A 26,082-nucleotide genomic window follows, 5' to 3' on the forward strand; every position below is an offset into this window, starting at 1 on the left:
TCTCCCGAAGTGGGAACCAGTTTCGGGAGACATGCGTAAAAACAAAAGCTTAAAATGTGTCGCGTGAATATGACTGAACGCGACACACTTTAAGAAAAAGGGGCCGTGAGGCCCTTTATTTTTGTCGTGAAAACCAGCCGGTCAGCGCAACACCGAGCCAGCCAAGAATCATCAGGCTTCCGCCTGTCGGCGCGGCAAGGGGAAACAGCCGATTGCCGGTGATATCGCGCATGAAAAGATCACCGCAGAAGAGTGCAAGGCCTACGACCAGAAGTGCGCCGCCGATCATGGCTGCGCGGCTTGCAGGTGCCAATAGGGCCAGCACGAGCAGGGCTGGCGCGTGCCCCAGAAGCAAAGGTGCTATGCTGCCGAGGTGGTTTTCACCCCCATGGGCAGCGCCCGCATAGGCAGCAATTGCTAGCGCGCCGCAAAGGCCACCGAGCGTGCTGAAAAGAACGTTATAGGGTCTGCCATTCAATAAACTGGACATGATGGCTCGCTGTTCAAACGGTTTCGGTGCTTTTGACGGACTGGCGGGCATCTTCCAATGCGCCGGGCAGGGCGGCTTCGAAGACATCCAGCTGCTCTTCGATTCCCACGCTCACGCGAATGCAGCGGTCGAGAACCGGTGCGCCGGGCTTACGCACGAAAACATCGCGCGCGATCAGTCCATTCATAATGGCGGAGGCGAAGGCTGCATCGCGTCCACAGTCAATAGCCACGAAATTGGTTGCCGAAGGGATGGCGCTCAAGCCATTGGCCGCGGCAATGGCAGCGATACGGTCGCGACCGGCATGGATTTTGCCGACAACGTCCTTGAGATAGGCCTGATCTTTCAGCGCTGCGATAGCTGCTGCCTGCGCGACACGGTTGACGGCGAAATGGTCGCGGATTTTGTCGAATGAGCGGATCGCTTCAGTGCTGCCGACGACATAACCGCAGCGAATGCCCGCCAAACCGTAAGCCTTGGAGAAGGTGCGCATGCGCAGAATATTTGGGCGATCTGTTTCGAAAGGTGGGAAGGCCGAATCCGGTCCGGTCTCGCAATAGGCTTCATCCAGAATGAGCATCGTCGTTTCCGGAAGCCCGTCGATGAATGACTGAATGTCGGCGCCTTCGTGCCAGGTCCCCATCGGGTTATCCGGGTTGGCCACATAGACGATGGCTGCATTCTCGCGCTTTGCAGCAGCGAGCAGGCCATCCAGATCCGATTTATCATTGCGATAAGGCACCGTCACTAACACGCCGCCATAACCTGCGACGTGATAATTGAAGGTCGGATAGCCGCCGAGTGAGTTGATGACCTTGTCACCCTCTTGAACATACTGGCGAACGACCAGACCAAGTAGGGCGTCGACGCCAGCACCGGGCATGATATTCTCGGCTTTCAAGCCGTGATGCCCGGCGATGGTATGGCGCAGTTCGTAATTTTCCGGGTCACCATATTTCCAGACCTCTGCAGCTTCGCGCTGCATCGCTTCGATCACCGAAGGTGCTGGGCCGAAACTACTCTCATTGGCGCCAATGCGGGCCTTGAACGGTTTGCCGCGCTGCAATTCCAGCGTTTCGGGGCCGACAAACGGCACGGTTGAAGGCAGCTTTTCCACAAGAGGCGTGAGGCGGGGTGATCCCATGGCGATATCCAGTCAGCTTTCCGTCAGGCAATGAAGGCGGCTCGGTCGGGCGAGATGGTCCGCAACTGCTGCCGCATGGCCGTTCGTCCTCCCGATAATCAGGCATAGCAAGACCTGCCCGTCGGTTCCACCAGAATGGTGAGAAAGGCGTGTTTAGCGGTCCATTTGCTGGATATTAAAATAGGTGATCAGGGTTGGCGGCATTCGTGATGTGGTCAACGCATCAATTTCATTTAGCTGAGAAAGCGCTGACGATCCCGGATTTTCAATCGGGTACTGTTGATGCGAGGTTTATTGCGATCAGCTGTGCGGCGTGTTCCGTCGTGTCGTTTTGACGAAGGCGGTCGATAAAGGTTCGAGGCGCGATAGTAGGAGGCGAGGACGCTTTTTCGGAGTGTGTTTTCAATCACTGGCCGGCTAAGGCGTGCCCGACGCAAAGCGGAAACCACAGAAGAATGCGTGGTCGTAAGGACTGAGGAATTCGCACCGCTCCATTAAGGAGGTGCGTTTCGGCTTCCGAACCGCAATGGCAGATGAGGCCGATATTAAGAGTTCCGCTTCCAGTGCTGTCGCGAGAAGAGGATGCAGTCAAATATGGAAGACATGTTTTAAGGCATTAAACCACAACTCTACGAAGGGCTGCGTCCGCGTGGAGTAATCCAATCGCGTTGTTTTTGTTTACGATTCTCGCACCGCAGCGTAATCGAAATCAGATGTGTCCCGATTTGTCCCTGTCGGCGCTCCAGACGTTGGCCGGAAATCCCTAGTGAATCTCCAGCACTTTCACACAGGAATCGAGATCATGCGTAGCCAGATGCGCATATCGCATGGTCATTTGCAGTGTCTGATGACCGAGCCACATCTGCACACGGCGGATATCGATCCCACCGCGAACGAGGCGCGAAGCACAGGTATGGCGCAGAATATGCGGTACGACCTGATCGTCAGTGCCCAGGCCGACTTCCATCTTGGCTTCGTTCCAGATCTGGCGGAACCGAACCTGATTGAGCATCGAGAATGGGCCTTTGAGGCGCTCATGTGCGATCTTCGTTGCCTTTGCAGCACGGCGGGTGAGGGGAACGGTACGGCTTCTGTTGGATTTGGTGAGCCAGAAGGTGACGCGATGGTCCTGCAAATCGTTCCAGGTCAAACCGATGGCTTCGCCAAGACGGCAGCCCGAATCAACCAGAAATACGGCAAGACGGAAACTGTCTTCGCAGCGCGATTTAATTGCGGCGAACAGGCGCTTTTCTTCTTCATATTCGAGGAAACGGATGCGTCCGACCCGTTCTTTCTGTCGGACGAACTCCGGCAGACTATAGATATCCCCCATTTTATGCGCCTTTCGCAGCAGCTTGCTCAGCGCAGCCATCTTTCTGTTGATGGTTGCATTGCTGTTGCCGCGCTCACGGAGCGTGCCAATAAGGGAATCAAGCATTTCCTGATCGAAACCTGAAAAGCGTTCGCCCTTCAGAATTTCGTCAATCTCGCCGAGAAACGACCTCACATTATACTTGTGCGAGCCGTCATCCCACAGAATGTTTATATATTTTCCCGTCAACTCGGCGATGGAGAATTTCTCCACGAGGCGATGGTTTTGGCTTCTGTCGGATGCGTAGTTCAGATTGTAGTCGATGATTGGCGCGTATTTGTCACCAGAACCGACTTTGGTTTCCCCAATAGTTATCATTTTGCGCCCCCCGGCATTCTCCGGGCTGCACAACTAATGGAATAATTTAAGAAGCACAAGATAAGTAGGCTAATTTTATGCAGAGACATGGTGCGATCCTTGTTTAAGGCCCCCCGTTTGTCCCCATCTTTCTGTTTCTCGGTAATTCCCCTCATCGCCACCGGCCGAAATCCCCATTTCGAGGCGGGTGGTTTCACAACTCTGTGAACAACGATTCTACGATTGCAGACGCCAGCGGTTTCCCGCTGGCGTCTTTCTGTTCAAGCTCGATCTGATTAGAACGAACGCTGGAAACGGACCATGCCGCCGAAAGCGTTGTCTTCGTCAACGACATTACGGTATTCGCCGCCGAACTTGGTGTAGGAAACTTCTGGCGTGATGGTGAAGCCAGGAACCAGTTCGTAAGCAACGTTGGCCGTAACTGCGGTCTTGCCCCAGTCGTCATGCGCGCCCTGAATGTTGATGACAGCCTTGTCGGTTGCCTTGAACTTCAGACCACCCCAGACAGCCCAATCGCCGCCCCACTGGCCGTACATCTGCAGCGGAGATTCTTCCGACGAGTACGCGCCCTGCAACCAAACCGAGAAACGGTCGGTGATGTTGACGTCGCCGCGAACCTTGGCAGCCCACTCTTCGATGACCGAGTCGTAAGCTACGACACCAGCGATCGAACCCCAGCCGCCTGCATATTTCAGGCCGCCAACAACGTGCGGCATGTAGCCGTCGATGGTGAAGCCGTCGTCACCCTGTTCAAGAGCGATCACAGCCGAGAAGCCGTTGCCACCGGTGAAGGTGTACGAGATCTTGCCCGTGCGATAGCCGCCAACTGCGACCACGTCATCGTTGATGACATCGCCGAGGTAACCGGTGAAGGTCTGGAATTCCGACTCATCGATACCGACCTTCAGGCCGCCGAGTTCGATATAAGCGAACTGAAGTACAACTTCAGAATCGGTGGTGCCGTATACGCCGTCTATACGCGAGTTGTTCGCGAGGTAGTTGAAGCGGGTTTCAGTGTAGGTCTTGAGTGTGCCGAGTTCGGTTTCCGAAGCCGTCGAGGTGCGGAGTGCAAAGCGAGCTGATTTGTCCCAACCTTCACGGTCTTGACCCGAATAGACGTTGTCGCCGCCCTTTACGTCGTAACGGACGTAACCATGGATGCGCAGGCAGGTTTCGGTGCCCGGGATGTAGAAGTAGCCAGCGCCGTATGCGTCGCAAACGCGAACATATTCAACGGCTTCGGGCTCTGGCGCGACGATTGCGTCGGCAGCCTGAGCGCCGGAAGCTGCAACCAGAGCTGCAGCGGAGCCGAGAAGAAGGCTCTTGATGTTCATTTCTGACCTCCAGTCAAAGTTAAAAACGGGTCTGGGCATTTTGATTTGGCTGAAGGACAACCTGTCCCCATCCCCTTGTGAAAAAGTCGCCCCGAAGCGCTCCTTCTTCTGGATGTGAAGATACTCGCCCGTTCCCTCGTTTCAACTGCGAATACGGCTTACCCGCCCCGGCAAGCCCTCTATGCAGAATGGTTGTTGCAGAAAAGACACGAAATTGTCAGCTTTGGTGGCCCTTCTTTAGAGTTTATTAACATTCCTAACCACGAATTAACCGATCTTAACGATTGAAAACGTAGATTTTTTTAAGTTAAGCGCCAAAACAGCGTCGAGATTCCACCATTTGCCACCTGGGAACAGAAAGTGTCCTGCGGATGTCCGTAACTTGGTGATTCCTCTTGTGAGAGGCCGAATCTCTAATGTTCTGAATGGCATGATTGTGCGACGGACCAATGAAGAGCGCATAGCCGAAACGCCGCAAATCAAGCCTGCACCATGGTTGCCTTATATATAATGCGTGTAATTCGCAGGAAATTTTACCAGCTGTTGCGTAAATCGCTTGAAATGCCTCGGCGTACCGGCTATCTCGCCCTTACCGGAGAGGTGGCCGAGTGGTCGAAGGCGCTCCCCTGCTAAGGGAGTAGACCTCATAAGGGTCTCGTGGGTTCGAATCCCATCCTCTCCGCCACTAGCTGCAATCAGCTTTCCAACTCCTTCCCCAAAATCATCGATAGTATCGTCTCTTTGAGCCGTTTCTCGACGCATATTCAGGCCGTGCGATGCGAGCGTTTTTGACACTTTGAATCTCGAAAATACGTAACATACTGATTTATAGGTATTTTCTGGTTTCCCTCCGATTCTTGACTGGAGGTCAGAAATGAACATCAAGAGCCTTCTTCTCGGCTCCGCTGCAGCTCTGGTTGCAGCTTCCGGCGCTCAGGCTGCCGACGCAATCGTCGCGCCAGAGCCCGAAGCCGTTGAATATGTTCGCGTTTGCGACGCATACGGCGCTGGCTACTTCTACATCCCGGGCACCGAAACCTGCCTGCGCATCCATGGTTACGTCCGTTACGACGTAAAGGGCGGCGACAACGTCTATTCCGGTCAGGACCGTGAAGGTTGGGATAAGGGCGCTCGTTTCGCGCTCCGCACCTCGACCGCTTCGGAAACCGAACTCGGCACGCTGAAGACCTTCACCGAAACCCGCTTCAACTATGCTTCGGCTAATTCGCGTGAAGACGGCGTTTATGGCTCGAACTCTTCCGACGTCGTTATGCAGTTCGCTTATATCGAACTCGGCGGCCTGAAGGTCGGTATCGATGAGTCGGAATTCCACACCTTCACCGGTTACCTCGGCGACATCATCAACGATGACGTGGTCTCTGCTGGCGCATACCGCACGGGCAAGATCTCGTACACCTTCACTGGCGGCAACGGCTTCTCGGCTGTGATCGCTCTTGAACAGGGTGCGGACAACGACGGTGGCTTTACGGGCGCTGGCGACTACGCAATCGACGGCTACATGCCACACGTTGTTGGCGGCCTGAAGTATGCTGGCGGCTGGGGTTCGATCGCTGGCGTCGTGGCTTACGACTCGGTCATCGAAGAGTGGGCTGCCAAGGTTCGTGGCGACGTCAACATCACCGACCGCTTCTCGGTTTGGTTGCAGGGTGCATACGCTTCGGAAGAAAATCCGGACCAGATGTACGGCCAGTGGGGCGGCGATTGGGCTGTCTGGGGTGGTCTGAAGTTCAAGGCAACCGACAAGGCTGTCTTCAACCTTCAGGGCGCGCATGACGATTGGGGCAAGACCGCAATTGCTGCTAACGTTGCTTACGAGCTGGTTCCTGGCTTCACCATTACGCCAGAAATCAACTACACCCGCTTCAGCAACGACTGGCGCGCCTATGACGGTGGCATCACCGAAAAGGACGCAATCGGCGGCACCATCCGCTTCCAGCGTTCGTTCTAATCCTTTACGGATTGGTTACAGGAAACCCGGCAGCTCAGCTGCCGGGTTTTTTGTTGTTCTCTGATTCGAACGGCTCTTGCATTTGTGGAATGTCCTGTCTTTGTACGAACGAGCTATTGAAATGCGCCGCTCGGACGAAGCGGATCACAGACACGGAAGGTGAGGCGACATGAAAAGCTGGTTCTGGCCGGGGCTAACGTGGACCGCAACACTGACGGCGCTGGCGCTGTGGTTCGGCGTGGATCGTGTTCAGACCGATATTTCCAGCCGCACCTCCGAAGCGCTGGCGCCCTATGTCTGGACGGGTTTTGATATTGAAGGCCGCGATGTCACCCTGAAGGGCATCGCGCCCGACCCGGCAGCGCAAGACGCTGCACGTGCTGCATTGAGCGCTGTGTGGGGAGTAAACGACATCACCGACCTCACATCGGTTCTGCCGGCCGCGTCGCCTTATGTTTTTAAGATAGAGAAGAGCAATGACGGTTTGGTTTTCACCGGCTCTATCCCTGAAAGCACCTTGCGCGACCGGATTATGGAGGCTGCGGAAGCGGCTGCACCGGGCCTGTCGCTCGACGATGAAATGGCGCTGGCGCGCGGCAGCTGGCCACATTTTTCCGACGGTGTGCTGTTTGCGCTCTCTTTGACCAAAGGGCTTGCCGATGGCGAGATAACGATTACGGACGGATCGCTTTCGATAAAAGGGAAGGCGGCAAGTGCCGAGGAGTATCAGTCGATGGCGGATATTTTGTCCAAGCCGCTACCGTTCGATTTGAAGCTTGCGGCATCAGATTTGGTTGAGCCGTGATTCTGTGGATTAAAGCTTCCGTGGCGGCAGGTTAATCCAGCGACTTTCCTGTTCGAAAATGACAGTTTCGCTGTTTCAATTTTTGCTTTCTTATTATGACTGACGGATTGGAATTGACCTATGAAACCCAGTGCAGGTTTTGATGCTTTATCTTGCTGAAACATTCTGGCCCGTTCTTCTCGCGGCGGTATTGATCGGGATCGTTGTCGGATGGCTGAGCGGTCGTAAATAGAGCCGCCATTCCGAACTGCGTGGGCTTCAAAAGCGAGCCGAGAGATAAAATGCGCCGAATCGAGAGGTTAGGGCGCGTAGTACAGAATACGAGGGAAACCGATATGCCGTTGCTGATCATTCAACTGGCGATCCTTGTTGCAGTGGCGTTTATCGTCGGATGCGTTCTGGGCAGATTGTTCCGACGCAAGAACAAGGCCATGACCGACGAGGAACGCACAATCGTCGCGGCTGCGCTTTCGGCACCAGCCGTGGATGAGAAGCCGGAGCCGGTTCAGCCCGCGCCTGTGAAAGAGGCGGTGACCGCGCCGCTTGCGAAAGACAAGAAGCCCGTAAAGGCGAGCACGCCGAAGAAAGCGCCTGTGCCGGATGCCGAAGTTGTTGGCGGGCCGCTGCCGGTGCAGTTGGTCCAACCGGAAGAACAGAGTGTGCCGGACGATCCGGGCCGCCCGGAACTGCTGGATGCGCCGCGCGAAGGCAAGGCAGACGAACTGACCGTGATCGGCGGAATAGGCAAGGCTATTCAATCGATGCTGAATGGGCTTGGCGTCTATCATTATGACCAGATCGCAAACTGGTCGGATGAGGAAGCTGCATGGGTCGAACGTCACATCGGGTTCCCGCGCCGAATCGTGCGCGAAAACTGGATCGGCCAGGCAGAAAGGCTTGTGGAGACCACGATCAAGCCAGCGGCCAAACGGCCAGCCAGAGCCAGGAAGGCTCCAGCCAAGCCGAAGGCAAAGCCTACGAAAAAATCCGAAGCATAATCGGAACCGCTCTAGCGGCGCCCGTAAACCAGATCGGTTTCAATATCGGCGGAACCGGTCAGGCGCGCTTTATAGACCTCGTAATTTTCCATCACGCGCTGCACATAATTGCGCGTTTCCGAATAGGGAATGCGCTCGATCCAGTCCACGACCTCTTCAATCGACTGGCCGCGCGGATCGCCATATTTCTCGACCCATTCCGAAGCGCGGCGCGGTCCAGCATTATATCCGGCGAAAGTCAGCACATAAGAACCGTTGAAACGGTCGAGCTGTTCACCCAGGAAATGCGCGCCGAGCGTCGCGTTATAGCCTGCGTCGCTCGTGAGGCGCGGTGCAGAGAAGGGCATGCCGTTGCGCGTTGCGACGCTCTTGGCGGTCGCAGGCATCAGCTGCAACAGTCCGCGTGCGCCGGCCTTCGAAACTGCGCCGACATTGAACTCGCTTTCCTGACGCGCGATGGCATAGGCAAGCGCCTTGCCCGAGCCGCTGATATTGGCGCTGGCCGGAATGGCGCCGAGCGGATGCGAAAGCGCACCCACATCCAGCCCGCGCAGGGCTGCGGTTTTGCCGACACGCAGTGCCAGATAATGGTTCTCGTTGCGCTCTGCCATGACGGCCAGCAAAGCCAGTTCGCCGACACTGTCGAGTTCCTGCGAAAGCTGCGTATAGATGGATGTCGCCTTGGTGGCATAACCGATTTGTTCGAGACGTTTGATGGCTTGCACCGCATGGCGGTTGGCAAAGCGCGCGCGATCCGTCTCGGTCGGCTTCGGATAGATCAGTTCCGGCGCCTTTTCATCCAGCTTGGCTGCGGAAAGCTGGCCATAGAATGTCGTGCCGAAATGGGCCGAGCGACGATAAAAATCGCGCGCATTGCCGCCGCTTCCCGCATCCGCAGCGCGTCCGAGCCAATAATAGGCGCGGGACGCGGAAATTGGACGGGCGGAGATTTCGGCAATTCTGGCGAAATGCGGTGCGGCAGTCTTGGGTTGCTTGAGCGCGCGGAGCGCATACCAGCCAGCATGAAATTCCGCTTCGGCGGCAACTGTTGGCGATTCGGCAGCGTGGGCCGCGACCACCTTATAGGCCAGTTGCGGCTTGCCGAGATCAAGCAACTCGCGCGACAGAATACGCCGTTCGGTCCACCATGCGTCCGGATCGACCAGCATGGCTGCCTGACGCGGCGCTTTCAGCATCAACTCGGTCGCGTCATCATAGCGCTCAGTGCGACGCAGATAGCGAATCTTCAAAAACTGATAGGCCGCATTCGCCTGCCACGAACGGTCCACGGCGGCAATCGTCGCCGCTGCGGTGGGCGATTTCTGCGAGACGGCTGCAAAAGCATTATACAGCGACTGGGCTTGCGCGGGACCGGCAAGCAGTTTTGCCGATGCCATACGGTCATTATAGATCGCGCGCAGAAAACGCCGCTGATGGTCTTCCCGTGTCAGGATGCCGTTGAATTCCTTCAGCACTTTCTGCTCGTCTTCAGACGAGAGGCGCTGCGTTGCCCACCAAGGAGACAGGAGTTCGTGGGCTTTGCCGGGATTGCCGATACCGACATAGGCGCGAGCGAGCACGATCATGCCTTCGGTAGTCACCGGGCGACGGCTGCCAAATGCCGCCATGACGGTTCCCGCAGGCGGGTTTTCCTTGAATAGAGCGCGTTCAGAATTGCGCTGAAGCGTGGAAATGCCGGGCCAGCCGGGCAGTTCGGCAGTCGCAGCGGCGATTTCGCTGCTGGTGACGCCTTCGACGCCCGAGGTCGCAATGGCCCAGGTCAGAATCTGCCGGTCGAGCGAACCGCGTGGCATGCCGTTGCGAAAGGCAACCGCACTTGCAACATCTTTCGAATAAAGCGCATCAAGCCCGCTTTTCAGCGTGCCGCCAATGGCCGCCGGGTTTTCCACGCGGCTGAATGACGAGGTGATAACCGGATCGGGCGGGGTGGGACGCGGCGTTGGCGTCACGAGATTCATCGGCGACGCCGGAGACGGTGCTGCGGCAGGCGCAAACGGGCGCACGAGCGGGGTCGGCACTTGAGTCGGCAGTGACGACTGCGCAAACGACGCCGACGGCTGCACGGCAACCGCAATAAGGCATCCTGCAAGCAGGGCTTTTCGTCTGATATTGATCGCTACGACTTCTTTAGACATCCGCACTCTGAAACAAAAATCCGGCTAGCCGGGACTTGGTTGCTGCAAAATATGTTAGCAAAATTCGGCTTTTGTTAGCCTTTCATTTCGCCCGCATATCTTGTCGTCAAGGATAGGCCCCCAGGAATGAAACTATGATTAATAAAAGCTTTATAAGATAGTGCAAACGGGGACGAAACGGCCATGCGGAATACCGGGCTTTACGGGCTGTCGGGATGAGCGAAGATGACATTGGAATAAAGCCGGAATTTTCGTCGCAAATCTGCCGTAATACCCCTGTTTTCCGCTTGCAATGTGCTTGCTCCATTCGTGCTGCAAGACTATTGTTCAACGCCTCCGCAAACCGCATATGAGGTCGAGCGCCCCTGCGGTTTGAGGTTCTGTCTATCTTTTTCAGGAGTTACTGATGCTGAAGGGCTCAATTACCGCGCTTGTCACGCCATTCGATCGTGAAGGAGCGTTCGATGAAAAAGCTTTTCGTGCATTCGTTGACTGGCAGATAAAAGAGGGCACCAAAGGTCTGGTTCCCGTTGGCACCACCGGCGAAACGCCGACGCTTTCCCATGACGAGCACAAGCGCGTCATCGAGGTCTGCATCGAAGTGGCCGCCGGTCGCGTGCCGGTTATTGCAGGTGCCGGCTCGAACAATACTGTCGAGGCGATTGAACTCGCGCAGCATGCCGAAAAGGCTGGCGCCGACGCCGTGCTGGTGGTGACCCCTTATTACAATAAGCCGACCCAGCGTGGACTTTACGAACACTTCTCGCAGGTTGCGCGTTCGATCTCCATTCCGCTCATCATCTACAATATTCCGGGCCGTTCGGTCATCGACATGACGCCGGAAACGATGGGCGCTCTGGTGCGCGATCACAAGAACATCATCGGTGTGAAGGACGCGACCGGCAAGATCGAGCGCGTTTCAGAACAGCGTGGCACCTGCGGCAAGGATTTCATCCAGCTTTCGGGCGAGGATGCGACCGCGCTCGGCTTCAACGCCCATGGCGGGGTAGGGTGCATTTCGGTGACGTCGAACATCGCGCCGCGTCTATGCGCCGAGTTTCAGGATGCCTGCCAGGCTGGCGATTTCGCCAAGGCGCTGGAACTGCAGGACCGTCTGATGCCGCTGCACAAGGCGCTGTTCATCGAGCCGAACCCGTCTGGCCCGAAATATGCGTTGTCGCGTCTTGGGCGCGTCGAAAACAGCCTGCGCTCGCCGATGGTGCAGGTCGAAGCTTCGACGGCGGAGAAGATCGATCACGCCATGAAGCATGCAGGTCTCATCAACTGAGCAGGCATTAGCGTGGCTGCTCGTTAAAAGAATTGCAAGCTGCTGATTTTTACGCTCCCGCCGTCGCGGGAGCGTTTTCATTTTAAATGCAACACATTATATAGTGCAGTTATGAACAAGCCGAAGAATTCCCCTGCACGCAAGATCATCGCGGAAAACCGCAAGGCGCGCTTCAATTTCGAGATTTTGGACACGCTCGAGGCTGGTCTGGTTTTGACCGGCACCGAGGTGAAGTCCCTGCGCGCCAATCAATCGAATATCGCTGAAAGCTATGCCAGCTTCGAGAATGGCGAGTTCTGGCTGATCAACTCTTATATTCCGGAATATACGCAGGGCAATCGCTTCAACCACGAGCCGCGCCGTTTGCGGAAGCTTCTGGTGAGCAGCCGCGAAGCATCGCGCCTGTTCAACTCCGTATCGCGCGACGGTATGACGGTCGTTCCGTTGAAGCTCTATTTCAACGATCGCGGACGCGCGAAGCTGGAACTGGCCGTGGCGCGCGGTAAAAAGAATCATGACAAGCGCGAGACGGAAAAGAAGCGCGATTGGGGCCGCGAAAAGGCCCGCTTGCTCCGCGACCGGGGCTGATCGCATTCCAAGGAAAAAGAGCGCCGTCAGGCGCTCTTTTTGATTCAGGTAGAAAAGTGGATTATTCGTCGGGAGGGCTCAAAATTCATGCTGGTGCATGGATCGAACCCTGACCGATATCAATAATTCTCTTCGAGATCGTCGTCCTGGCGGCGTGGCGCGCGCTCCGAAGGATCGCGACCGATTTCAGCCTTCAGCGAAACAAGATCGATGAAATGATCGGCCTGACGGCGCAGTTCGTCGGAGATCATCGCGGGCTGGGTCGTCAGCGTCGAAACGACGGAAACCTTGCGGCCCTTGCGCTGCAGGGCTTCTGCGAGCGAACGGAAATCGCCGTCGCCAGAGAAGATGACGAAATGATCAACCGTGTCGGTGAGCTGCATGGCATCGACGGTGAGTTCGATGTCCATATTGCCCTTCACCTTGCGGCGACCGGTCGAATCGGTGAATTCCTTGGCGGCCTTGGTGACGACTTTGTAACCGTTATAATCCAGCCAGTCGATCAGTGGGCGGATCGAGGAATATTCCTGATCTTCAACAAGCGCCGTATAATAATAAGCGCGCAGCAAATAACCGCGCTTCTGAAACGCCTTCAGAAGCTTGCGGTAATCGATGTCAAAGCCCAGAGTCTTGGATGCTGCGTATAAATTGGCGCCGTCAATAAAAAGCGCAATTTTTTCACGAGAATCGAACATCGTGCAATATATCCACTCTACAGCCTAACGGGAGTGTGGACCGTCGACCGCGTATTCAGATTTGTTTCACAAACGTCGGCTGGCGAAATATTTCTACCAATAGCGTTTATAGCGTTTCTAAGGACATATTATAGAAAAACAAGCAACCATAGGTTGTTATTTTAGTGAGCTAATTTACCTAATGTAGCAATTTCGATATGGGAACGAATTTTGGTCTGCTTAATATTGTTCCATTTTGAAATGCGATGAGATATTATGCGGTATATCGTTAAAAATCGAGGGTATATGAACGGATTAAGGCTATTTAACGCCTGTAATCTCGCTTTGGCTTGTAATTTCGCCCGACAGGCGTTATGTGCTGAAAAAAATCCGTTTAAAGTTCGAAAATGAAAGGGACCGTGTATGGCCCGCGTCACTGTTGAGGACTGCGTAGACAAAGTCGAGAACCGATTCGAGCTGGTTCTGCTCGCCGGTCATCGCGCCCGCCAGATTTCCCAGGGCGCTTCGATCACTGTCGACCGCGACAATGATAAGAACCCCGTCGTTGCGTTGCGCGAAATCGCCGACGAAACGCTTTCGCCGGACGATCTGAAGGAAGACCTGATCCACTCGCTGCAGAAGCATGTGGAAGTGGATGAACCGGAAGCTGCTGCTCCTGCCCAGATCACGTCGTCGTCCGACGAACTGGCTGAAGGCATTGCCGATGCTGCCGAGGAAGACATTGTGTCTTTCGACCGCATGTCGGAAGAAGAGCTTCTGGCCGGTATCGAAGGTCTGGTCGCTCCGGAAAAGAACGACGACTTCTAATCCGCTTTCGGGTTGCCTTTTTATACACGCGCTGCGGCTCATCAGGCCGCGGCGCGTATTTTTACGCGCGTGAACATAAAATGATCGCTGCGGCGGCTTGCAGGAAATTGATTTCTGTCTGAAATTAATCCTGTTGGCAGAAAGTCGGTGCTAAAGCTCGCAAAACACTCGATAATTTGCGAAGTTGTGCTCGATTGGGGTGTCATTGTTTTGCGGCGTGGCCGCGAACCGCCCGGCGTTGGTTTGAGGGAGTTGTCGTAGATGATGCGCCAGTATGAGCTTGTGGAGCGTGTGCAGCGATACAAGCCGGATGTTAACGAGGCGCTTCTCAACAAGGCATATGTCTATGCCATGCAGAAACATGGCAGCCAGAAACGTGCTTCCGGCGACCCTTATTTCTCTCATCCTCTCGAAGTCGCGGCCATCCTCACGGACATGCATCTGGATGAGGCGACGATCGCCATCGCGCTTCTGCACGACACCATCGAAGACACCACCGCGACCCGTCAGGAAATCGACCAGCTGTTCGGACCGGAAATCGGCAAGCTCGTCGAAGGACTGACCAAGCTCAAGAAGCTCGATCTGGTTTCCAAGAAGGCCGTGCAGGCGGAAAACCTGCGCAAGCTGCTTCTGGCCATCGCCGAAGATGTGCGCGTGCTTCTGGTCAAGCTTGCCGACCGTCTGCACAATATGCGCACGCTCGGCGTCATGCGCGAGGACAAGCGCCTGCGCATTGCCGAAGAAACCATGGATATCTATGCGCCGCTCGCTGGCCGCATGGGTATGCAGGACATGCGCGAAGAGCTGGAAGAGCTGGCCTTCCGCTATATCAATCCCGATGCATGGCGCGCGGTTACGGACCGTCTGGCTGAACTTCTAGAGAAAAACCGCGGTCTCCTGCAGAAGATCGAAAAGGACCTGTCCGAGATTTTCGAGAAGAACGGCATCAAGGCCAGTGTCAAAAGCCGCCAGAAGAAGGCGTGGTCGGTGTTCCGCAAGATGGAAACCAAGGGCCTGTCCTTCGAACAGCTGTCCGACATTTTCGGCTTCCGTGTCATGGTTGATACGGTGCAGGATTGCTATCGGGCGCTGGGGCTGATCCATACGACGTGGTCGATGGTGCCGGGGCGGTTCAAGGATTATATCTCAACGCCGAAGCAAAACGACTATCGTTCGCTGCACACCACCATTATCGGTCCGTCACGCCAGCGTATCGAACTGCAAATCCGCACCCGTGCGATGGATGAAATTGCCGAGTTCGGTGTGGCGGCGCATTCGATCTATAAGGATCGCGGCAGCGCCAACAATCCGCACGCGATCTCGACGGAAACCAACGCTTATGCCTGGCTGCGCCAGACCATCGAGCAGCTTTCCGAAGGCGATAATCCGGAAGAGTTTCTGGAACATACCAAGCTGGAGCTGTTTCAGGATCAGGTTTTTTGTTTCACGCCGAAGGGCCGCCTGATTGCACTGCCACGCGGTGCGACGCCGATCGATTTCGCCTATGCCGTGCACACCGATATTGGTGACAGCTGTGTTGGCGCCAAGGTCAATGGCCGCATCATGCCGCTGATGACCGAGCTGAAGAACGGTGACGAAGTGGATATCATCCGCTCCAAGGCGCAGGTGCCGCCTGCGGCCTGGGAATCTCTGGTTGCGACCGGCAAGGCGCGCGCTGCGATCCGCCGTGCGACCCGCTCCGCCGTGCGCAAGCAATATTCCGGCCTCGGCATGCGTATTCTCGAACGCGCTTTCGAGCGCGCCGGAAAGCCATTCAGCAAGGATATCCTGAAACCGGGCCTGCCGCGTCTGGCGCGAAAGGATGTGGAAGACGTGCTGGCCGCCGTCGGGCGCGGCGAACTGCCGTCCACCGATGTGGTGAAGGCCGTTTATCCAGACTATCAGGATACGCGTGTCACAACGCAGAACAACCCCGCCAAGACCGGCGAAAAAGGCTGGTTCAACATTCAAAATGCTGCCGGGATGATCTTCAAGGTTCCCGAAGGCAGTGAAGGCTCCGAGGCCGATAAGGGCAAGGATCAGGAAACCGCGACGAAGCCGGGCAAGCGTGCTCTGCCAATCCGTGGCACCAATTCCGATCTGCCGGTGCGTTTTGCGCCGGAAGGCGCGGTGCCGGGTGACCGTATCGTCGGCATTCTCCAGCCGGGCGCCGGTATCACCATTTACCCGATCCAGTCACCGGCGCTGACCGCCTATGACGATCAGCCGGAACGCTGGATCGATGTGCGTTGGGATATCGATGAGACGATGCATGAGCGCTTTCCGGCCCGCGTCAGCGTCTCGGCGATCAATTCACCGGGCTCATTGGCGGAAATCGCCCAGATTGTTGCGGCCAACGACGCCAATATTCACAATCTCTCCATGGTGCGCACCGCACCGGACTTTACCGAAATGATCATCGACGTCGAGGTGTGGGACTTGAAACACCTCAACCGCATCATTTCCCAATTGAAAGAAAGCGCGAGCGTCAGCGGCGCCAAGCGCGTGAACGGATAGGACCAAAATGAACACCGAAGGCGTGCTTGCCGTCTTCCGCGAAGCGGGAGCGATCCTCGAAGGCCATTTCATTCTCACTTCCGGCCTTCGCAGCCCTATTTTCCTTCAGAAGGCGCGTGTGTTCATGCATGCCGACAAGACGGAAAAGCTGTGCAAGGCGCTGGCAGAAAAGATCAAGACGGCCAATCTCGGTCCCATCGACTATGTGGTCGGGCCGGCCATTGGCGGTCTTATCCCGTCCTATGAAACGTCGCGCCATCTGGGTGTGCCGTCGGTCTGGGTCGAACGCGAAAACGGCGTTTTCCGCCTGCGCCGCTTCGATGTGCCCAAGGGCGCGCGCGTGGTGATCGTGGAAGATATCGTGACGACCGGCCTGTCGATCCGCGAAACCATCGACTGCATGAAAGAGCTCGGCATCGAGGTTGTTGCTGCGGCCTGCATCGTTGACCGGTCGGCGGGCAAGGCTGATGTTGGCACCAAGCTGATCGCGCTTGCGGAATATGAAGTGCCAGCTTACCCCGCCGATAATCTGCCGCCGGAACTGGCGGCAATCCCGGCCATCAAGCCGGGCAGCCGCAATATTTGACGGTTATTTCTTGCCGGGAAGTTCTTTAGAAACGTTGTATATTAAAAGACTTTCTGGCTGGATATAATATAAGTTTTGATGCCGCAGGGCTATTAAAAGCTCTGCGGTGAGATTCCCCTTTACGTGGGGCCTTTTATTTACGTAATCTAGATGGTTGATAGAAGAGTCCGATCAGTTCTCGCCGACAGGAATCCATCGTGGCTGTAGCACCTTTAGTTTTCGATCCGAAATCGCCTTTTCGCGCGCCGTGCGGCATCTGTGTCGACTGCGATGTGCGCCGTATGGCGGTTTGTGCTGCGCTCGACGACGGCGATCTTGGTGCGCTGGAAGCGATCATGACGTCCAAAAGGCTGGATGCGAACGAGATGCTGGTCGAGGAGGGTGAGCTGAAGGGGCGGGTCTTCAGCCTGACGTCCGGTATGTTGCGCATCTATACCTCTCTACCGGATGGGCGCCGCCAGATTGCGGGCTTCCTGTTTCCCGGCGATTATCTCGGTCTTGCCGACGATGATGTCTATTCGCAGTCGGCGGAAGCAGTGGTGCCTTCGGTCCTGTGTGCCTTCTCCACGAAGGAAATGGAAAATCTGATGGAGCGCTTTCCAAAGCTCAAGGAAAGGCTGCACCAGATGACGCGGGCTGCACTGCGCACCGCGCGCGACAACCAGCTCGTGCTCGGTCGTCTTGCGCCGGTGGAAAAACTTGCGAGCTTCCTGCTGGTTCTGTCCTCCCGCGCCGAAAAGCGCGGTGAACGCTCCAATCCGGTGCATCTGTCGATGAACCGTACGGATATCGCGGATTATCTGGGGCTTACCATCGAAACGGTGAGCCGAAGCTTCACCAAGCTGAAGAGCCAGGGCCTGATCCAGCTCATCGACGCCAATACGGTCGAAATTCTGTCGCGCCGTTCGCTTGCAGCTGTTGCGGGCATGGATTTCGACGCGCTTTAAAACGGTCTAAGGTCGATCTGTTGTAATCGCTCTAATTCTTTGCTTTAGCGTATATTCTGCCTGATCGAAGCTGGGCCTGAAATCAGTCCGGTGCGCTGATTTCACCGTATAGGCGTGCAGCACTTCTGGTGAAAATTCTCCAGCTCCCAATACTCTGCTCATTCATCGTCACCCGTTGATTCAAATCAATGCGGGGTGCCGCGTTGCCCTGTAATTTCTACCATAAAGATTGATGCGGCTACAAAAGGGACGGCCGCGCGGTAAATGGGGAGAAAGACGGGTGCTCTTGTGGCTGGTCACTGCAACATTGGCTGTCATTCATGCGGTATATCGTGCCGCATCATGCCGTCCAGTCCTGCAGGTTGCAATTCCGGTTCAGGCATCGGCGTCTCCGTTCGCACTGGCCGAACTTCGCCAGTCCGCGCGCCGCGCGAGGTTGGTGCGCCATGCATGAAGAAGCGATAAAGCGTTACGCTGCACTTGCTGTTCCGCGTTATACGTCCTTTCCGACGGCTGCCGATTTCGTTCCCTTCGCATCCGAGACTGCGCATCGCTGGCTTCGCCAGATTGGCCCGGGCGAGGGCACCTCACTCTACATCCATGTGCCTTATTGCAAGCAGCTCTGCTATTATTGTGGCTGCCACGCCAAGGTCGCCATACGCGACGATGTCGTCGAGAGTTTCTATCATTCGCTATTGAACGAAATCGAAACGGTGGGCCATGTGCTGACCGGCCGTCCGCGCGTCACCCATCTGCACTGGGGCGGCGGAACGCCTTCGATCCTGAATTCTTCCCAGTTTCTGGAAATTATCACAGCGCTGCGCTCGGTGTTCGAATTTGCGCCGACGATGGAGCATGCCATTGAGCTTGATCCGCGCTCTGTCACGCCGGACCTCGTCAGGACGCTGGCTTTCATGGGCGTCAACCGCGCCAGCCTTGGCGTCCAGGATATCGATATTCGTGTGCAAAAGGCCATTGGCCGGGTGCAGATGATGGAAACCGTGTCGGAAGCCACGTGGCTTTTGCGCGGTGAGGGCATCGAGAAAATCAATTTCGATCTCATCTATGGTCTACCGATGCAGACGGTGGACAGTCTGCGCCGCACCTGCGAGACGGTTGCCGCGCTACGTCCGGACCGCGTTGCCTGCTATGGTTATGCACATCTGCCGCAGCGCCGCGCCAACCAGCGACTGATCGATGCGAGCCAACTGCCCGACGCTGAAGCGCGCTTTGCGCAGTCGCGAGTGGTGGCTGACTGTTTTTCCGCTCTCGGCTACGAGCCGGTGGGTATAGATCACTATGCCTTGCCGGACGATGCGCTGGCCGTTGCTTCCCGCAAGGGGCTGCTGCATCGCAATTTCCAGGGCTATACCACGGATCGAAGCCAGACCCTGATCGGTTTTGGGCCGTCCTCCATCTCGCAATTTCCGGGCGGCTATGCGCAGAACATTCCCGATATCGGGCAGTATCGCAAGACCGTCGATGCGGGCGAACTTGCCACGGTGCGCGGCTATACCATGCGCGAAAGCGACCGGCTCCGTTCGGCAATCATCACCGCGCTCATGTGCAATTTTGAGGTCGATCTCGATGATGTGGCGCCGGGTATGGAGTTCTCTGATGAACTCGCCTTGCTGCGCCCGTTGGTCGCCGATGGTCTGGTCGAAGTGAAGGGTAGCCTCATCCGCGCTACCGAGGATGGCAAGCCGCTGATCCGCCTCGTCGCGGCGGCCTTTGATGAATTTCGCAGGGAAACGGTGCAAGGCTTCAGCTTCGCCGTGTGATCTGCATTTGATCGAGCGGTTCCGAGGAACCGTTCTGGAGATGCCGCTGTACCGGGCCGTCAAAAGGTCAGTGGCATGGGAGCGCCGCCGTTGGGGGACGTGCGGCGCTCCCCCTCTTCGGGGGGGAGCGCTTTTCAAGTTCGGGCTCAGGCTTTCGCTTTGCGGTTCTTTTCCAGCTTTGGCAGGAAGACAGTCAGAAGGCCGAGCAATGGCAGGTACGAGCAGATCGTATAGACGAACTCGATGCCCTTGCGGTCGGCGACGATGCCAAGAACTGCGGCTGCGATGCCAGCCATGCCGAAGGCAAAGCCGAAGAACAGACCGGACACCATGCCCACACGTCCCGGAAGCAGTTCCTGCGCAAAGACCACGATGGCAGGGAAGGCCGAGGCCAGGATGAAGCCGATGATCACCGTCAGCACAGCCGTCATCTCAAGATTTGCGTAAGGCAAAGCCAGAGTGAAGGGCAAAACGCCGAGGATCGACACCCAGATCACTTTGCGCGTTCCGATGCGATCACCGATCGGGCCACCAAATATCGTTCCCGCGGCCACAGCGCCGAGGAAGAGGAACAGCAGGATCTGCGAGGTCTGCACCGACACGCCGAAATGGTGGATCGTGTAGAAGGTGTAGTAGCTCGTCAGGCTCGCCATGTAGATATATTTGGTGAAGATCAGCAGCGCGAGCACGGCCACCGTGGCGATTACGCGGTTACGCGGCAGCGGCAGCGTCTTGTCAGGCTGAGCCCTGCGGGCATTGGCCAAACGATAGCGATTGTACCAGTTGCCGACATACCAGAGCAGCAACATGCCCGCCAAAGCTGCGATCGAGAACCACGAAACGCTGATCTGGCCGAAGGGCAGCACGACGAATGCCGCAAGCAGCGGGCCGATTGACGAACCGAAGTTACCGCCCACCTGAAACAGCGATTGTGCGAAACCGTGCTTGCCGCCCGAGGCCAGTCGTGCAACCCGCGATGCTTCCGGATGGAAAACGGACGAGCCGAAGCCGACGCAGGCAGCGCCCATCAGCAGTACCGAATAATGATGCGCGGTCGCCAGCAGCACGAGGCCGACAAGTGTGCAACCCATGCCGAAAGACAGCGAATAAGGCATCGGCTTGCGGTCGGTATAGATGCCGACGAGCGGCTGCAAAATGGATGCCGTCATCTGGAAAGTGAAGGTGAGAAGACCAATCTGCCAGAAGGACAGGCTGTAATTGTCCTTCAGCATCGGATAGATGGCCGGAAGGAGCGACTGCATCATGTCGTTCAGAAAGTGGCCCATGCTTGTGGCCAATATGATGGTGAGGACCGTATTGTCCGCACCGCTGTTGGACGGCTGCTGCGCAGCACTCATGCTCATAATGCGACTCCTCGAACACATCCCGAAAAGCATCAGCGGTTTTCGGATAAGATGTGCGTTAAAATAAACGTGCAGAGCGCCGACCCAATTCAATCAGATCGAACGCATTTTATAAGAAGTATCCGTCTTTCGTTCCAACCTTCCCGCATATTGGAAAGAAAAGGAGCGTTTGGATGCCATTCCGAAAGGAGATTTCGTCAAGCGTACTCTCCAGTTCTCTCTTCATAAGCATATTGCTCGCCGCCCGCTTTCGTGATTTGGTCCATTACTTGTCAGAGTGGGCCAAGCTAAGCTGTTTAAGAACGAATTTGAGATGAAGCCGCCATCGCCATCACGTCTTTTCTTACCCGAGAGCGAGGAACTGCAAAGATTCCACGAAGACCGCGTGGCGATGCTGGAGACCATGACCGGGCCGGTAGTGGCGCTTCCGACGAAATATCCCGACGGCTATTTCGTACCGCTCCACAGCCATTCGCGTGCGCAGCTGTTGTGTGCTTCGCAGGGCGTCGTTCTGGTTACAACCAATGCCGGTCGCTGGATGATCCCCGGCGATCATGCCATGTGGATACCGGCTGGCATCGAGCATTCGGTCGAGATCGTCGGCGATGTCTATATGCGCTCGATCTATATCAGCACCGATGCCGTATCCGGCGTGCCCGACTATCTGCATGTCGTGGGGCTGACCGATCTGATGCGCTGTCTCATCATCGATGCGACCATGATCGACAGCATACCGGAAGCGGGCAGCCGCGACGCGCTGGTTATCGAACTGATCCTGCGTGATCTGCATACGCTGCCGCAAAGGTCGCTTGGACTGCCCATTCCGAACGACCCGCGCTTGCAAAAGCTCTGTCGCGACTTTGTCAAGAACCCGTCTTCGCGCGTCACAATCGATGACTGGGCGGACAGGCTTGCCATGAGCCGGCGCTCCTTTACCCGGCATTTCCAGCGCGAGACAGGGGTGAGCCTTTCGGTGTGGCGTCAGCAGGCCTGTCTCTTCGCCGCCGTTCCCCGGCTTTCGGAAGGAGAAGCCGTAACCAGCGTGGCGCTCGATCTCGGCTATGACAGTGTTTCGGCCTTTACGACAATGTTTCGCCGCATGCTGGGCGTATCCCCTCGTCATTACCAGCCGAAATCAGAGCTGGCGCCGACAGAATACCGCGATGCATGATCGATAGGATGATCTAATAAAAGCAATTGTTTCCGCTCGAGGAGAGCAGTATTAAGAGCCCATGTTGTTCCAACGCCGAAATCCGCTGACCCAACGCGAGCGCCTGAGACTTATGCTCTGGCCGCGTCGCTCCTTTTCCCGTTCTTTCAAGTACGGGGGCAAGAGGATTCTGCGCATCACCGCGTCGCCGCATGCGGTGGCGGCGGGCCTGGCCGTGGGCGTCTTCTCGGCATTCACCCCGTTCTTCGGCTTTCATCTGATCATTGCGATTGTGCTTGCCTATTTTCTGGCAGGAAATATTGCAGCTGCCGCCATCGGCACCACGCTGGCCAATCCGCTGACATTGCCTTTCATCTGGGGAAGCACGTTCGAACTGGGCCGCTTCATCATGAATGGCAGTGTGGATGCTGCGCCGCCTGTGCATTTTGGCCGTGCTCTCGAAACGATGCATTTCGATGAAATCTGGACGCCGCTTCTGAAGCCGATGCTGTTCGGTTCGACAATTCTGGGCGCAGCCTGCGCCGTGCTTGTCTATTTTGTGACACGCTATGCCGTCTCGGGGTTTCGCCGTCGTCGTCTGGAGCGACTGGCTGAAAAGCACAGGCTGCACGGCGAACGGGGGCTGCAGCAAACATGATCGTCGGAATAGGCAGTGACCTTATCGATATCCGGCGTATCGAAAAAGCGCTTGAGCGGCACGGCGACCGCTTCCGCAATCGGGTTTATACCGAAATCGAACAGAAGAAATCGGATGGCCGCCAGCAGCGGGCTGCATCCTATGCCAAGCGCTTCGCCGCCAAGGAAGCCTGCGCCAAGGCACTCGGCACCGGCATTGCGCGCGGTGTGTTCTGGCGCGACATGGGGGTGGTGAACCTGCCCTCCGGCAAGCCCACCATGCATCTGACGGGCGGAGCCGCCACCCAGTTGCAGAAACTCCTGCCGCCGGGAACACGCGCTGCCATACATCTGACAATTACCGATGATTTTCCTCTCGCGCAGGCTTTCGTGATCATCGAGGCGTTGCCGGAATCGGCTTGAGCGGTTTTGGTAGCCTACACGAAACTTGTTGGGATTGTGACAGGTAAACTCCTGCTCATAATCGTGCGAGAAAGCAGTGCGCGGATTGCCTCACGCAATCTTAGCGGTTATTAGATCGCGTTATCGCAAGCGGAGAGACAATGAGCGTGTCCAGCAAGAGTGAAACCAAGAAGTCCGGCGGCCTCGGCGAAACCATCAGCGTTATCGTGCAGGCGCTGCTGCTGGCGCTGGTGATCCGCACCATTCTTTTCCAGCCATTCAGCATTCCATCGGGCTCGATGCGCCCGACGCTTCTGGAAGGCGATTATCTGTTCGTGTCGAAATATGCCTATGGCTATTCGCGCTTTTCGCTGCCTTTTGGTCTCGACCTTTTTTCGGGACGTATCTGGAGCGCGGAACCGAAGCGCGGCGACGTGGTGGTTTTCAAGCTGCCGAGCGACACGTCCGTTGATTACATCAAGCGTGTGATCGGCCTGCCGGGTGACCGCGTGCAGATGCGCGGTGGTGTGCTTTATATCAACGACCAGCCGGTCAAGCGCGACCGCATCGGCACCATCGACAATCCAGATGTGACGGAAGAAAACCGTCCGGTCGAGGTCTATCGTGAGACGTTACCGGATGGCGTGACCTACGACACGCTTGATCTCGCACCCAATTCCATCGGTGACGATACCCGCGTCTTCGAAGTGCCAGCCGGTCATTATTTCATGATGGGCGACAATCGCGACAACTCCCTCGATAGCCGCTTCGGCGTCGGCTATGTGCCGTTCGAAAACCTCGTCGGTCGCGCCAATATTATTTTCTTCTCCATCGCGGACAAAGCCAGCCCGCTGGAAATCTGGAAATGGCCGACCGATGTGCGTTTCAACCGTCTGTTCAGTTCTGTGAATGCTGCGCCCCACACGGCCATCACCGGAAACTGAGATGGTTTCCGCAGGGCAGGCAGCATCCATTCTGGAAGAGCGCACAGGACACCGTTTTCTTAATTTGAAACGGCTGGAACGTGCGCTCACGCATTCAAGTGTACAGGCCCCATCGCGGGCGAATTATGAGCGGCTGGAATTTCTCGGCGACCGTGTGCTGGGGCTCGCTGTCGCAGAAATGCTGTTTGAGGCATTTCCCGAGGCTTCCGAAGGCGAATTGTCGGTGCGCCTCAACGCGCTCGTCAATGCCGAAACCTGTGCGGCGATTGCCGACGAAATCGGTCTCGCCAATTTCATTCACACCGGCTCCGATATCAAATCGCTGAACGACAAGCGCCTCATGAATGTGCGCGCCGATGTCGTGGAAGCGCTGATCGCGACGATCTATCTCGACGGCGGCCTTGAAGCCGCGCGCTCCTTCATTAAGCGTTATTGGAAGAAACGGTCGCTGGAGACCGGCGCAGGGCGCCGCGATGCCAAGACGGAATTGCAGGAATGGGCGCATCAGCAGGGCAATGTGCACCCGTCCTATTCGGTCCTGAGCCGCAGCGGCCCGGACCATGACCCGCTTTTCGTGGTCGAAGTTCAGGTGAAAGGCTTTGCGCCGGAAAACGGTGAGGGGCGCTCCAAGCGCATCGCCGAACAGAGTGCTGCAGAGGCTATGCTCTACCGCCAAGGCGTGTGGAAGCGCGACGAAACTATATGACGCAAGAACTCACGTTTTTTCAATCGAGATCGGTTATAATTGATCGATTGCGACAAATTTCGTTGTAATGACGACAGGTCGCACGGGAGGCGGGCGTGCCAAGGGGATCACGCTCTATAAAAATATCGTCTGGAAGGATGGACAATGAATAATCGGACGACACCGACAGAAAGCGAAACGGAAACCGGGCAGACCCGCTCGGGCTTTGTTGCGCTGATCGGGGCGCCAAATGCGGGGAAATCCACACTGGTCAACCAGCTTGTGGGCACGAAAGTATCGATTGTCACGCACAAGGTGCAGACAACACGCGCGCTGGTGCGCGGCATCTTCATCGAGGGTCCGGCCCAGATCGTTTTGGTCGACACCCCCGGCATATTCCGCCCGAAGCGCAGGCTCGACCGCGCCATGGTTACCACCGCCTGGGGCGGTGCGAAGGATGCGGATATCATCCTGGTTCTGCTGGACGCGCAGGGCGGTCTCAATGAGAATGCCGAAGCGCTTTTGGAAAGCATGAAGAATGTGCGCCAGAAGAAGGTGCTGGTGCTGAACAAGGTGGACCGCGTCGATCCGCCGGTTCTGCTGACGCTGGCACAGAAGGCCAATGAACTGGTGACCTTCGATCAGACATTCATGATCTCGGCATTGAATGGTTCGGGCTGCAAGGATCTGGCGAAATATTTGGCTGAAAACGTGCCGAACGGCCCGTGGTATTATCCGGAAGACCAGATTTCCGACATGCCGATGCGCCAGCTCGCAGCCGAAATCACCCGCGAGAAGCTTTACCTGCGCCTGCATGAAGAACTTCCCTATGCCTCGACCGTGGAAACGGAACGCTGGGAAGAGCGCAAGGATGGCTCGGTTCGTATCGAGCAGGTCATCTATGTCGAGCGCGAAAGCCAGAAGAAGATCGTGCTTGGTCACAAGGGCGAGACGGTGAAGGCGATTGGCCAGTCGGCGCGCAAGGAAATCTCGGAAATTCTCGAACAGACGGTTCACCTGTTCCTGTTCGTGAAAGTGCGCGAAAACTGGGGCAATGATCCCGAGCGCTATCGCGAAATGGGACTTGATTTCCCAACCTGACAATC

23 protein-coding genes and 1 tRNA gene are annotated in these 26,082 nt (G+C 56.4%); 17 read left to right on the forward strand and 7 right to left on the reverse strand.

Annotated features, from left to right (window positions below; genetic code table 11):
* Positions 1–115: 115 nt before the first annotated feature.
* The 4 genes from ABWW11_RS04600 to ABWW11_RS04615 form a co-directional block, all read right to left on the reverse strand.
* A complete protein-coding gene (locus ABWW11_RS04600) occupies positions 116–490 on the reverse strand; it encodes a DUF423 domain-containing protein (protein WP_109368630.1) in 375 nt (124 codons plus the stop codon).
* 13 nt (positions 491–503) lie between these two features.
* Complete coding sequence (locus ABWW11_RS04605; RefSeq protein WP_319081234.1) at positions 504–1,634, reverse strand: pyridoxal phosphate-dependent aminotransferase; 1,131 nt, start codon at positions 1,632–1,634, stop codon at positions 504–506.
* Positions 1,635–2,397: 763 nt separating this feature from the next.
* The gene (locus tag ABWW11_RS04610) at positions 2,398–3,324 is read right to left on the reverse strand and encodes a tyrosine-type recombinase/integrase (RefSeq protein ID WP_109368632.1); all 927 of its coding nucleotides are present in this window, start codon (positions 3,322–3,324) and stop codon (positions 2,398–2,400) included.
* 275 nt (positions 3,325–3,599) lie between these two features.
* Complete coding sequence (locus tag ABWW11_RS04615; protein ID WP_121535552.1) at positions 3,600–4,658, reverse strand: porin; 1,059 nt, start codon at positions 4,656–4,658, stop codon at positions 3,600–3,602.
* A gap of 594 nt (positions 4,659–5,252) precedes the next feature.
* Here ABWW11_RS04615 and ABWW11_RS04620 point away from each other — a divergent pair.
* The 4 genes from ABWW11_RS04620 (at position 5,253) to ABWW11_RS04635 (ending at position 8,430) form a co-directional block, all read left to right on the forward strand.
* Positions 5,253–5,343: transfer RNA gene (locus tag ABWW11_RS04620), tRNA-Ser, on the forward strand.
* A gap of 189 nt (positions 5,344–5,532) precedes the next feature.
* A complete protein-coding gene (locus tag ABWW11_RS04625; RefSeq protein ID WP_121535555.1) occupies positions 5,533–6,627 on the forward strand; it encodes a porin in 1,095 nt (364 codons plus the stop codon).
* Between the two features lie 169 nt (positions 6,628–6,796).
* Positions 6,797–7,432 (forward strand): BON domain-containing protein, encoded by a 636-nt coding sequence (locus tag ABWW11_RS04630; protein WP_319080398.1) that lies wholly within the window; start codon positions 6,797–6,799, stop codon positions 7,430–7,432.
* Between the two features lie 335 nt (positions 7,433–7,767).
* Complete coding sequence (locus ABWW11_RS04635) at positions 7,768–8,430, forward strand: helix-hairpin-helix domain-containing protein (protein WP_121535561.1); 663 nt, start codon at positions 7,768–7,770, stop codon at positions 8,428–8,430.
* 11 nt (positions 8,431–8,441) lie between these two features.
* Here ABWW11_RS04635 and ABWW11_RS04640 read toward each other — a convergent pair whose 3' ends face one another.
* Positions 8,442–10,586 (reverse strand): lytic transglycosylase domain-containing protein, encoded by a 2,145-nt coding sequence (locus ABWW11_RS04640; RefSeq protein WP_121535564.1) that lies wholly within the window; start codon positions 10,584–10,586, stop codon positions 8,442–8,444.
* A 406-nt stretch (positions 10,587–10,992) separates the two neighbouring features.
* Here ABWW11_RS04640 and dapA point away from each other — a divergent pair, with 406 nt between their 5' ends.
* Both dapA and smpB read left to right on the forward strand, forming a co-directional pair.
* A complete protein-coding gene (gene dapA / locus ABWW11_RS04645; RefSeq protein WP_109368638.1) occupies positions 10,993–11,874 on the forward strand; it encodes a 4-hydroxy-tetrahydrodipicolinate synthase in 882 nt (293 codons plus the stop codon).
* Between the two features lie 111 nt (positions 11,875–11,985).
* Positions 11,986–12,462: an SsrA-binding protein SmpB gene (gene smpB, locus ABWW11_RS04650; RefSeq protein ID WP_109368639.1), complete on the forward strand. Its 477-nt coding sequence runs from the start codon at positions 11,986–11,988 to the stop codon at positions 12,460–12,462.
* Positions 12,463–12,581: 119 nt separating this feature from the next.
* Here the strand turns inward: smpB and ABWW11_RS04655 are convergent, their stop codons facing one another.
* Positions 12,582–13,157 carry a LabA-like NYN domain-containing protein gene (locus tag ABWW11_RS04655; protein WP_109368640.1) on the reverse strand — a complete coding sequence of 192 codons (576 nt, stop codon included), beginning with the start codon at positions 13,155–13,157 and terminating at the stop codon, positions 12,582–12,584.
* A gap of 402 nt (positions 13,158–13,559) precedes the next feature.
* Here ABWW11_RS04655 and rpoZ point away from each other — a divergent pair, with 402 nt between their 5' ends.
* From rpoZ to hemN, 5 genes are all read left to right on the forward strand, one after another.
* Positions 13,560–13,964, forward strand: coding sequence for a DNA-directed RNA polymerase subunit omega (gene rpoZ / locus ABWW11_RS04660; RefSeq protein ID WP_109368641.1), 405 nt, complete (start codon positions 13,560–13,562; stop codon positions 13,962–13,964).
* Between the two features lie 261 nt (positions 13,965–14,225).
* Entirely contained in the window at positions 14,226–16,481 is a 2,256-nt protein-coding gene (locus ABWW11_RS04665; protein WP_109368642.1) for a RelA/SpoT family protein, read from the forward strand.
* Positions 16,482–16,488: 7 nt separating this feature from the next.
* Positions 16,489–17,067 carry an orotate phosphoribosyltransferase gene (gene pyrE, locus ABWW11_RS04670; RefSeq protein ID WP_109368643.1) on the forward strand — a complete coding sequence of 193 codons (579 nt, stop codon included), beginning with the start codon at positions 16,489–16,491 and terminating at the stop codon, positions 17,065–17,067.
* Between the two features lie 281 nt (positions 17,068–17,348).
* A complete protein-coding gene (locus ABWW11_RS04675) occupies positions 17,349–18,014 on the forward strand; it encodes a helix-turn-helix domain-containing protein (RefSeq protein WP_210261576.1) in 666 nt (221 codons plus the stop codon).
* Between the two features lie 446 nt (positions 18,015–18,460).
* On the forward strand, positions 18,461–19,795 hold the full coding sequence (hemN, locus tag ABWW11_RS04680; RefSeq protein ID WP_319080397.1) for an oxygen-independent coproporphyrinogen III oxidase: 1,335 nt from the start codon (positions 18,461–18,463) through the stop codon (positions 19,793–19,795).
* Positions 19,796–19,941: 146 nt separating this feature from the next.
* Here the strand turns inward: hemN and ABWW11_RS04685 are convergent, their stop codons facing one another.
* Positions 19,942–21,159, reverse strand: a complete 1,218-nt coding sequence (locus ABWW11_RS04685) for an MFS transporter (RefSeq protein ID WP_121535571.1) — start codon at positions 21,157–21,159, stop codon at positions 19,942–19,944.
* A gap of 313 nt (positions 21,160–21,472) precedes the next feature.
* Between ABWW11_RS04685 and ABWW11_RS04690 the strand changes: the two genes are divergently transcribed.
* The 6 genes from ABWW11_RS04690 to era all read left to right on the forward strand — a co-directional run bounded on the left by ABWW11_RS04690 (position 21,473) and on the right by era (position 26,077).
* Positions 21,473–22,330, forward strand: coding sequence for an AraC family transcriptional regulator (locus ABWW11_RS04690; protein ID WP_109368647.1), 858 nt, complete (start codon positions 21,473–21,475; stop codon positions 22,328–22,330).
* Positions 22,331–22,391: 61 nt separating this feature from the next.
* Positions 22,392–22,967 carry a type IV secretion system effector BspA gene (bspA, locus tag ABWW11_RS04695; protein WP_319080396.1) on the forward strand — a complete coding sequence of 192 codons (576 nt, stop codon included), beginning with the start codon at positions 22,392–22,394 and terminating at the stop codon, positions 22,965–22,967.
* Positions 22,964–23,368 (forward strand): holo-ACP synthase, encoded by a 405-nt coding sequence (acpS, locus tag ABWW11_RS04700; RefSeq protein ID WP_109368649.1) that lies wholly within the window; start codon positions 22,964–22,966, stop codon positions 23,366–23,368. Before bspA ends, acpS begins: the two co-directional genes overlap by 4 nt.
* A 140-nt stretch (positions 23,369–23,508) precedes the next feature.
* Positions 23,509–24,291 (forward strand): signal peptidase I, encoded by a 783-nt coding sequence (gene lepB / locus ABWW11_RS04705; RefSeq protein ID WP_319080395.1) that lies wholly within the window; start codon positions 23,509–23,511, stop codon positions 24,289–24,291.
* A 1-nt stretch (position 24,292) separates the two neighbouring features.
* Positions 24,293–24,997 carry a ribonuclease III gene (rnc, locus tag ABWW11_RS04710; protein ID WP_121535583.1) on the forward strand — a complete coding sequence of 235 codons (705 nt, stop codon included), beginning with the start codon at positions 24,293–24,295 and terminating at the stop codon, positions 24,995–24,997.
* Positions 24,998–25,141: 144 nt separating this feature from the next.
* Entirely contained in the window at positions 25,142–26,077 is a 936-nt protein-coding gene (gene era, locus ABWW11_RS04715; protein ID WP_078340714.1) for a GTPase Era, read from the forward strand.
* Positions 26,078–26,082 lie beyond the last annotated feature (5 nt).

Origin of the sequence: Brucella sp. NBRC 113783, assembly GCF_040372265.1 — a bacterium.
Lineage (GTDB): Bacteria > Pseudomonadota > Alphaproteobacteria > Rhizobiales > Rhizobiaceae > Brucella > Brucella teleogrylli.